Here is an 8607-nt window from a genome sequence, read left to right on the forward strand (position 1 = left end):
GGCCGCCCGGCGGGCCCGGCTGCGGTTCCGGCGGGACGGGCGGTCGCGGCGGCGGCGCCGGGTCGGGCGTGGGCGGCGGCACCGGCGGCGGGCTCGGCATCGGATCCTTGTCGTCCATGTCCGTTTCGTACCCCGGACGGACGGCGATGACCGCGTGGGCGAACGTCCGGTGCGTCTTCCGGTGCGCGGGAGGGCCCGGTCGTGTGCACGTCCGGGCCCGGACAAGGCAGGATGGGGCCATGAGGGAAACGCGAGCGACCGCCAACGGGCTGCGCACGGCCATCGAGCGCAGCGGCTACTACCCGGCCCTGGTCGCGGACGCGGTCGAGTCGGCCATCGGGGACGAGCCGGTCACCGCCTACGTGGTGCACCACGAGGCGACGTTCGACCCGGCGATGGAGGTCCGCCGGCATGTGACCGTGCTGGTCCTGTCCGCGAGCCGGCTGCTGGTGTGCCACACCGACGAGCACCCCCCGGGCGAGGGCATGCCCAGGCCGCACGCCTCCACGACCACCGAGGCCGTCAACCTGGACCGCGTCCAGTCCGTGGCGGTGACGCGGGTCGTGCCCGACCCGGCGTCGTACGTGCCGGGCGTGCCGCCCACCGAGGTCGTCCTGACGATCGGGTGGGGCGCCATCGCCCACATCGACCTCGAGCCCGCGACCTGCGGTGACGAGAACTGCGAGGCCGACCACGGCTACACCGGCAGCGTCACGGCCGACGACCTGTCGCTGCGGGTGAGCGAGGCCGCGGACGGCGCGGACGCCGTCGGCCACGTGCTGGCGTTCGCGGAGGCGCTGTCGGCCGCGACCGCGCGGTGAGCGCCCCGCCCCCGCCCGTCCCGCGCTACGGGACGTGCTCTCTCGCGGACCTGCCGCCGTCGGCGCTGGCCGCGCTCGGTGTGCCGGGGGCGGCGAACGTCCTGGGGCTGCCGTCCGCTCCCCGCGTCTGCGTCCTGCTGGTCGACGGGCTCGGCTGGGAGCAGTTGCGCGCCCACCCCGGCGAGGCGCCGTTCCTGAACGCGATGGGCGGCCGCGCGATCGACGCCGGGCTGCCCGCGACGACGGTGACCAGCATCGGGTCGCTGGGCACCGGCCTGCCGCCGGGCGGCCACGGCCTGCTCGGCCTGCAGGTGGCGGTGCCCGGGACGGGACGGCTGCTGAACCTGCTGCGCTGGAGCGACGACGCGGGGGTGGACCCCGCCGGGTTCCAGCCGGTGCCGACCGTGTTCGAGCGCGCGGCGGCCGACGGCGTCGCCGTCCGGTACGTCGGGGCGTGGCATCTGCGGAACACGCCGCTGACCCGGGCGGCGTCCCGCGGTGCCGAGCACCTGCGCGCGGACGCGATGGGCGAGCTCGTCGGCCGCGCCGAGGCGGTGCTGCGCGAGCACGACCGCGCGTACGTGACCGTCTACCACGCGGACCTGGACGCGACCGGGCACCGGCGCGGCGTCGACTCGCCCGAGTGGCGGTTCCAGCTCGGGTTCGTCGACCTGCTCGCCGAGCGGCTCGCGGGCGTCCTGCCCGCCGGGACGCTGCTGTGCGTGACCTCCGACCACGGGATGATCGACCCGGGGGAGCGGCTGGACGCCGACCGGACGCCGGAACTGCTGGACGGCGTCGCGCTGCTCGGCGGGGACGCGCGCTGCCGGTACGTGTACGCGGAGCCGGGCGCGCGCGACGACGTCCTCGCGGCGTGGCGCGCGGCCGTCGGCGACCGCGCCTGGGTGGTGCCGCGCGAGGAGGCGGTCGCGGACGGCTGGTTCGGCGCGATGGCGCCGGGGATGACCGACCGGATCGGGGACGTGGTGGCGGTCCCGCACGGGGATCTGGCCATCGTCGCGTCCGAGCGGGAGCCGTGGCTGGCGCACATGGTCGGCATGCACGGCTCGATGATCTCGGCGGAGCGGCTGGTGCCGCTGCTCACCGTGTCCGGGCCGACATAACCGGCGGAACTGCGTAGCCTGGATGACTGTGACGAACCAGGATTCACCTCTCCCCAACCCGGGTGACGGCGTTCAGACTGGCGGTGTGCACCCACTCATCGACGTGCCCACGCTGGACCGGCTGATGCGGCGGCGGGCCCCCGTGGTGCTGCTGGACGCGCGGTGGCGGCTGGCCGGACCCCCGGGGATCGAGTCCTACCGCAAGGGCCATCTGCCCGGCGCGGTCTTCGTCGACCTGGACGGGGAGGCGACCGGGCCGCCGGGCCGGGCCGGGCGGCATCCGCTGCCCGCCGCCGGGGACTTCGAGGCGGTGATGCGCCGCGCCGGGGTGTCGCCGGACCGGCTGGTGGTGGTGTACGACGACGCCGACTCGACGGCCGCGGCGCGCGTCTGGTGGACGCTCCGCTATTTCGGTCATGACCGGGTGCGGGTTCTGGACGGCGGTTACCGGGCCTGGACGGAGGCGGGCCACCCGGTGACCACCGAGGAACCGGACGTCAAGCCGGGCGACTTCCTGGCGACACCGGGGCGGCTGCCCGTGCTGGACGCCGAGGGCGCCGCCGAGCTCGCGCGGGGCGGGGTGCTGCTCGACGCGCGCAGCGCCGAGCGCTACCGGGGCGAGCAGGAGCCCGTGGACCCGGTCGCCGGGCACATCCCGGGCGCCCGCAGCGCCCCCACGTCCGGGAACGTCGGCGTGGACGGGCGGTTCCTGCCGCCCGGGCTGCTGCGCGAGCGGTTCGGGCAGCTCGGCGCGACCGACGCGGCCGACGTCGGCGCCTACTGCGGGTCCGGGGTGACGGCCGCCCACGAGATCCTCGCGCTGAACCTCGCGGGCATCCCCGCCGCCCTCTACGTCGGCTCGTGGTCGAACTGGGTCGCCGACCCCGCCAACCCGGTCGCGACCGGGCCCGGCTGACCCGGGCGTCCGCCGGGTCGGCCGGGAAGGCGCTCAGCCGCCGCCCATGCAGACGAACCCGGTGACGCCCGGGGTGCGCGGGGCGGCGGCGAGCGCGCGCGCCGGCGGCAGGCCCGCGGCGAGGCCGCGGTGGAAGGCGGTCATGAACGCCGGGGCGGCCGCGTCCCGGACCGGCGTGACGCTGGCGATCACGCTGGCGGTGCCGAGGGCGAGCAGGACGCCCGCCATGCCGAGCACGGCGTCGCCCTCGTCGGCGCGGCCGATGTCGCACGCGGACAGCACGACCACGTGCGGCGGCGCGGCCAGCTCGTCGAGGTCGTGCACGAGCAGCGGCCCGTCCGCGAGGCGGAGCCGGGAGAACAGCGCGTTGCCCTCGCGGAACTCGCCGTGGGCCGCGACATGCGCGAGGGACGCGCCGTCCAGGGCGTCCCGCACGGTCTCCGCGCGCGCCCTCGGCCCGTGCAGGACGCGCGCGTCCGGGCGGAGCCGCCGCAGGGCCGCGATCTCCCGCTCGGCGTGCTCCAGTCCCGGCCCGGCGGCGAGCAGGACGTGCCCGCCGGTGCGCGGCCCGGCGGCGGTGCGGGCACGGTGCCAGGCGCGCGCGGACGGGACGACCGTGACGGGCCGGCCGGCCAGCGACGGCAGCGCGGACCAGGGGAGTCCGTGGAGGGGACCGGCCGGGGCCAGCACGAGATCGCGGTCGCCGAGGACGGTCCGCAGCGGGGCCAGCAGGAGCCGGTCGAGCCGCCCGGCGGCGCTCGCGAGCGCCTCGGCCGCCCCCGGATCGTCGGCGGCGGCGAGGCGGCGCGCCGCGAGCCGCAGCACCCGGAGATCGTGGCGGGCGCGGTCCGCGCGGCCCAGCGGGTGCCGCCGGGGGCGACCGGCCGCGATCGTCACCGGGTGCAGCTCCGCGCCCACGGCGATCAGCTCCACCAGCGCCCGCTCGCCCAGCGCCGCGGCGATCTCGGTGGCGCCCGGCGGCCGGACGGACGCCGACCGGGACGCGGACGCGGAACGGCGCCGGGTCCGGGCGCGGACGGCCGCCTCCAGCGCGGCCGCCTCGGCCGGGTGCGGCGCCGGAACGCCCCGCGCCGTCGCGGCGGTGTGCTCCCCGCTGCGGACGCGCAGCTCGGTGAGCGCCGCGGCCCGTTCGGGGTCGGCGGGCGGGCGGACCCGCACCGGGCGCGCGATGGCCCGCCGCCGCTCCTCGACGGCGAGCAGCTCCCGCGCGGACCGGGCCAGGACGAGCCGCAGCCCGGCCAGCACGGCGGCGGATCCGGCGGCGCGGGCCCGCAGGTCCAGGGCGCCGAGCGCGTCCGCGTGCTCCTCGACGGCCCGCAGCCCCGCGTGGACGGCGGCGACGGCGCCCCGCCGGTCGGCGCGTTCGGCGCGCTCCAGCGCCGTGGCGTGCCAGGCGGTGATCCGGGCGGACAGCGTCCCCCGGGCACGGGCGGGCGGCGCGAGGAGGTGCCCGGCGGGACGGCCGAGTGCGAGCGCGACACGGGCGGCGATGAGCCGCGCGTCGGCGGCGGCGTCCGCCCACCCGCCGCGCGCCAGCCGGTCGGCGGTGGCGGCGGCGGTGCCCAGCAGGGCCGCCGAGCGCTCCCCGGCCGCCCACCGGGCCCGCAGCAGCACGTGCTCGGCGAGCAGCATCCACCCCGTGCGCTCCTGCTCGGCGAACGCGGCGTACGCGCGTTCCGCCGTGCGGACCGCCCGCTCAGGTTCGTCGCCGTCCAGTTCGGCGTGGGCGAGCAGCAGGAGACCGTCGGCGACGTCGCTCCGGTAGCCGTCCTCCTCGGCCGATTCCACGGCCCTCTCCAGGACGGGACGTGCCTCGCCCGGCAGTCCCGCGGAGATCAGCGTCTCCGCCTGGTCCAGCCGGGACTGCGCCAGGCGTTCCCCGGACAGCAGTGGTTCCGCCTCTGCGTAGAGGCGAAGCGCGCGCGGGACGTCCCCACGCCGCGACACCACGAACGCCAGGTTCGCCGTGGACATCGCCGTCTGGTGGAGCAGCCCCGCGGCGCGTCCCACGTCGACGGCCTCGACGAGAGCGGCCTCCGCCGCGGCGAACTCGCCCTGCATCGCCCGCGCGAGCCCGAGATTGGTCAGCAGCCCGTTCAGCACCGCGGGATCGTGCCCCCGGCGCAACACGGGCAGCGCGCGCGCCGCCGCGTCCTGCGCCTCCCGGAGGCGGCCCGCCCGCGCCAGCGCGCAGGCCGTGTTGGCCGCCAGCCGCGCCGCGTCCGGACCCGTCAGGACGCCCTCCGCCCGGGCCGCCTGCGCGAGCGCCCCGGCGAGGTCGCCGCGGGCGGAGAGCAGGCCGACGAGGCTCATCCGCACCTGGGCCGCAGCGTACGCGCCGTCCGGCGCCGCCTCCGCGATCGCGAGCGCCCGCCCGAGGTGCCGCAGGCCGTCCGCGAGCCGCCCCAGCTCCTTCGCGGCGAGCCCGGCGGCCCGCAGGACGGGGACCGCCGCCGCCCCCGTCCGCGACCTCGCCAGCGCCAGCGCCCGGACGTGCGCGGACGCCGGGTCGGCCGCGACGAGCCGCAGCAGCTCGCCGGCCTCGGCCGCGTCGGGGCGCGGCCCCTCGGGACGCGTCACACCCGGGCCCAGCTCGTCACCACGGACGCGCCGCCGTCCAGCCGGAACACGAGGCTGACCAGGCCCGGCGGGACCGGCGGCAGGCAGAACAGCCCGCCCGGCTCCACCGGCGCGCCCGTCCCGCCGGGCGGCAGGCGGCGGTGCCGCACGAGCACGGCCGCGGCCGTACCGGGGACGATCCGCCCGGAGATCTCCCGGAACCGCCCGGCGTCGGCGACCTCCGCCTCGATCGTCGCGTCCGGGCAGGTGAACGTCAGCGCGCGGACGTTCCCGCCGCGCGTGCCGCGCGCCGCGCCCGCGGCCCCCTCCAGCGTCGGCTCGGCCAGCGTCGCCGCCGGCAGCCGCCACGCGAGCGCGGCGCGTCCGGCGGCGAGGACGTCCCGGGGCACCGGATCGAGGGCGGTGAAGGCGTCCCGGACGCCCGTCAGCAGCTCGTCGTCGTTCACCCGAGGAGCCTCCGCAGCGTGTCGAGGCAGCGGGTCCGGGTCGGGCCGACGCTGCCGAGCGGGATGCCGAGGGCCGCCGCCAGCTCCTGGTAGGTCGGGGCGAGCGCGTAGAGGCGCAGCAGCGCCCGGCAGCGCTGCGGCAGTCGCTGCAGGGCCGCGCCGACCCGGCCGAGCCGGTCGCGCGCCAGGACGACCTCGTCCGGTCCGGGGGCGGAGGACGGCGCGGCGGGCGGCCCCGCCCCGGGGAGCGCCCGCCCGCGCAGCCGCACCAGCCGCAGGCTCTCGCGGCGCCCGGTCGTCGCCAGCCAGACCCGGACGGCTCCCGCCTCCCGCACGGTGTCGATGCGTTCCACGAGCCGCAGCCATGTCGTCTGGACGACGTCGCCGGAGTCGGCGTCGTCCAGCCCGTGCGAGCGGGCGATCGCCCACAGCAGCGGACTGTGCTCCTCCACCAGCCGGGCCCACGCGGCGTCGTCGCCGTCGCGGGCCCGGGCCACCAGGTCACCGGCATCGTCCATGCCGACGTCCGTATCGACGTCCGTATCGACGTCCGTATCGACGTCCGTACCGAAGGCCATGCCGATCTTCGTGCCGGTGTCGGTGAATGCTTCATGCCGGACCAACGAGAACTCCCTCCGAGCTCACCCGCGGACCGACGACTTTACGATCTGCATAACTCTAAGTACCGAGAGTTACCTTTTCTCCATCGTGTCGTAGTCAAGACCTGATGATTACGCCGAGGTCCGGACGGGTAGGACGCCTCGTTTGGTCGAGCACCCGGTCCGCGGCCGTAACCGCGGCGAGGTCCTCGGCCGCCGCCAGCCCCGCGATCAGCCCCGCCACCATCGGCGTCGCGAACGACGTCCCGCTCCACGTCGCGAACCCGTCGAACCGGTCGGGATCCGCGCCGTCCACGGGCGGCCGCGGCCCGTCGTACCGGACGAAACTGCTCGCCACCTCCACCCCCGGCGCGGCCGCGTCCACCCACCAGCCGTAGTTGGAGAACCAGGCCCGGTCGTCGCCGTCCAGCGCGGCCACCCCGATCACCGACTTGAGCGCGGCGGGCCAGAACGGCCGGTCGCTCGCCGCGTTCCCCGCGCACGCCACCACCACCGTCCGGCGCCCCAGCGCGGCGATCGCCCGGGACAGCACCGGCGACGGACGGTCGTCGTAGGTGTGGCAGCCGAGCGAGAGATTCACCACGTCCGCGTGGTCCCGCTCCGCGAGCCGCGCCAGCGCGCGGACCACGCCCAGCTCGTCCCCCACACCGTCCCCGCCGAGCACGCGCCGCGCCAGCAGCCGCGCCGCCGGCGCGTGCCGCAGGACGACGCCCGCGACGAACGTCCCGTGCCCCGCCTGGGCGTCCGGTGCACGGTCGAGGTCGGCGTCGAGGACGTCCGCGTCCTCCGCGCTCCGCTCCCCGAACCAGTCCGCGCCCTCGAACCACGGGTGCGGCGCAAGGCCCGTGTCGAGGATCGCGACGGTCACGTCCCGGCACGCGTCCGCGGCCGGCCGCGGCGCCGGGATCGGGCTCGCCGGGCGCGGCCGGTCCGCGGGGCCGCTCCACCACAGCGGCTGCCCGTGCACCAGGTGGTTCGGCGCCACCGCGAGCCGGCGGTGCGGCCCGTCCCCGGCCAGCTCCGCCGCCAGTTCGCACACGTCCGGCTTCGCCCGCAGCCGCAGCCGCGCCACCCCGGGGCCGTCCTCCCGGGCGTCGCACCAGCGCCGCACCAGGTCCTCCGCGGCGGCGGCGTCGTGCCCGGCGACGAGGAGCTGATCGCGGCGGATCAGCGCGGGACGTCCCGGCACCGGCTCCACCACGACCGCGTCCCGATGCCGCGCCAGTACCCGCTCCAGGACCGCCTGCTGATCGAACATCCGTCCTCGCCTCCCGTCGATCGCCTTCCGCACACATGGTGCCGCAATGATGACGCTGTGTAGCGAAGAAGCGTGCGACGTGCTCACTGTGGACGATCAACGGTGTGCATGGCGTGGTCAAGCGTTCGACAAACAGGGAACTCGCGGTGGTGCGACCCGTGCCGATGATGCACAATGAGGGACGCGGACGCCGACTTGGGACGTACGAGGCCGTAGGGGAAGACGAGCCTCGGTACAGATCCAGGAGGTCCGGTGACCGCACGTGGCGTTTTCTACGTCCACTCCGCGCCACCTGCGCTGAGCCCGCACATCGAGTGGGCCGCCGCAGGTGTCCTCGGCGTGCCCGTTTCCCTTGAATGGGCTGATCAGGCGGCCGCGCCGGGGACGCTGCGCGCCGAACTGCATTGGGAGGGCAAGCCTGGGACGGCCGCCGGCATCACGTCGGCGCTGCGGAGCTGGAAACTGGTGCGCTTCGAGGTCACCGAGGATCCCACTCCGGGCACCGACGGAGTCCGCTACAGCTTCACGCCGTCGCTCGGCGTGTTCACGGGCGTGATCGGCGCCAGCGGCGACGTCATGGTCCCCGAGGACCGGCTCCGCTCGATCATGGCCAACGCCGCCGTCGGCAAGGCCAACCTCGAGCACGAGCTCGAACGCCTGCTGGGCACCCCGTGGGACAACGAGCTCGAGCCGTTCCGGCGCGCCGGTGACGGCGCCCCCGTGCGCTGGCTGCACGCCGCCGTCTGACCGGCGCCCGGCCGCCCGCCGGAGCGTGCCCGCCCCGCAACGAGCACGCCCCGCCCGCCCGGCCGGCCCCGCAC

8 protein-coding genes are annotated in these 8607 nt (G+C 77.2%); 4 read left to right on the forward strand and 4 right to left on the reverse strand.

The annotated features are described in order from the left end of the window. Nucleotides 1-239 precede the first annotated feature (239 nt). The 3 genes from ACFQ11_RS36325 (at nt 240) to ACFQ11_RS36335 (ending at nt 2861) form a co-directional block, all read left to right on the forward strand. The gene (locus ACFQ11_RS36325; RefSeq protein WP_378307251.1) at nt 240-821 is read left to right on the forward strand and encodes a DUF5998 family protein; all 582 of its coding nucleotides are present in this window, start codon (nt 240-242) and stop codon (nt 819-821) included. Next, on the forward strand, nt 818-1945 hold the full coding sequence (locus tag ACFQ11_RS36330) for an alkaline phosphatase family protein (protein ID WP_378307253.1): 1128 nt from the start codon (nt 818-820) through the stop codon (nt 1943-1945). The genes ACFQ11_RS36325 and ACFQ11_RS36330 overlap by 4 nt, the downstream gene beginning before the upstream one ends. 85 nt (nt 1946-2030) lie before the next feature. After that, complete coding sequence (locus ACFQ11_RS36335) at nt 2031-2861, forward strand: sulfurtransferase (protein ID WP_378307255.1); 831 nt, start codon at nt 2031-2033, stop codon at nt 2859-2861. Nucleotides 2862-2894: 33 nt separating this feature from the next. Here ACFQ11_RS36335 and ACFQ11_RS36340 read toward each other — a convergent pair whose 3' ends face one another. The 4 genes from ACFQ11_RS36340 to ACFQ11_RS36355 form a co-directional block, all read right to left on the reverse strand. Next, nucleotides 2895-5462 (reverse strand): CHAT domain-containing protein, encoded by a 2568-nt coding sequence (locus ACFQ11_RS36340; RefSeq protein ID WP_378307257.1) that lies wholly within the window; start codon nt 5460-5462, stop codon nt 2895-2897. Beyond that, the gene (locus ACFQ11_RS36345) at nt 5459-5908 is read right to left on the reverse strand and encodes a hypothetical protein (RefSeq protein WP_378307259.1); all 450 of its coding nucleotides are present in this window, start codon (nt 5906-5908) and stop codon (nt 5459-5461) included. The genes ACFQ11_RS36340 and ACFQ11_RS36345 overlap by 4 nt, the downstream gene beginning before the upstream one ends. Continuing rightward, nucleotides 5905-6531 (reverse strand): RNA polymerase sigma factor, encoded by a 627-nt coding sequence (locus tag ACFQ11_RS36350; protein ID WP_378307261.1) that lies wholly within the window; start codon nt 6529-6531, stop codon nt 5905-5907. The genes ACFQ11_RS36345 and ACFQ11_RS36350 overlap by 4 nt, the downstream gene beginning before the upstream one ends. 94 nt (nt 6532-6625) lie before the next feature. Next, nucleotides 6626-7786 (reverse strand): S8 family peptidase, encoded by a 1161-nt coding sequence (locus ACFQ11_RS36355; protein ID WP_378307263.1) that lies wholly within the window; start codon nt 7784-7786, stop codon nt 6626-6628. Nucleotides 7787-8038: 252 nt separating this feature from the next. Between ACFQ11_RS36355 and ACFQ11_RS36360 the strand changes: the two genes are divergently transcribed. Continuing rightward, nucleotides 8039-8533, forward strand: coding sequence for a DUF3145 domain-containing protein (locus ACFQ11_RS36360; protein ID WP_378307265.1), 495 nt, complete (start codon nt 8039-8041; stop codon nt 8531-8533). Nucleotides 8534-8607 lie beyond the last annotated feature (74 nt).

Source organism: Actinomadura sediminis (assembly GCF_042675525.1).
Taxonomy (GTDB): Bacteria; Actinomycetota; Actinomycetes; order Streptosporangiales; family Streptosporangiaceae; genus Spirillospora; species Spirillospora sediminis.

Coding starts and splice junctions, on each gene's coding strand:
- ACFQ11_RS36355 (WP_378307263.1), bottom strand. CDS start 7,786: ATGTTCGATCAGCAGGCGGTCCTGGAGCGGGTACTGGCGCGGCATCGG.
- ACFQ11_RS36325 (WP_378307251.1), top strand. CDS start 240: ATGAGGGAAACGCGAGCGACCGCCAACGGGCTGCGCACGGCCATCGAG.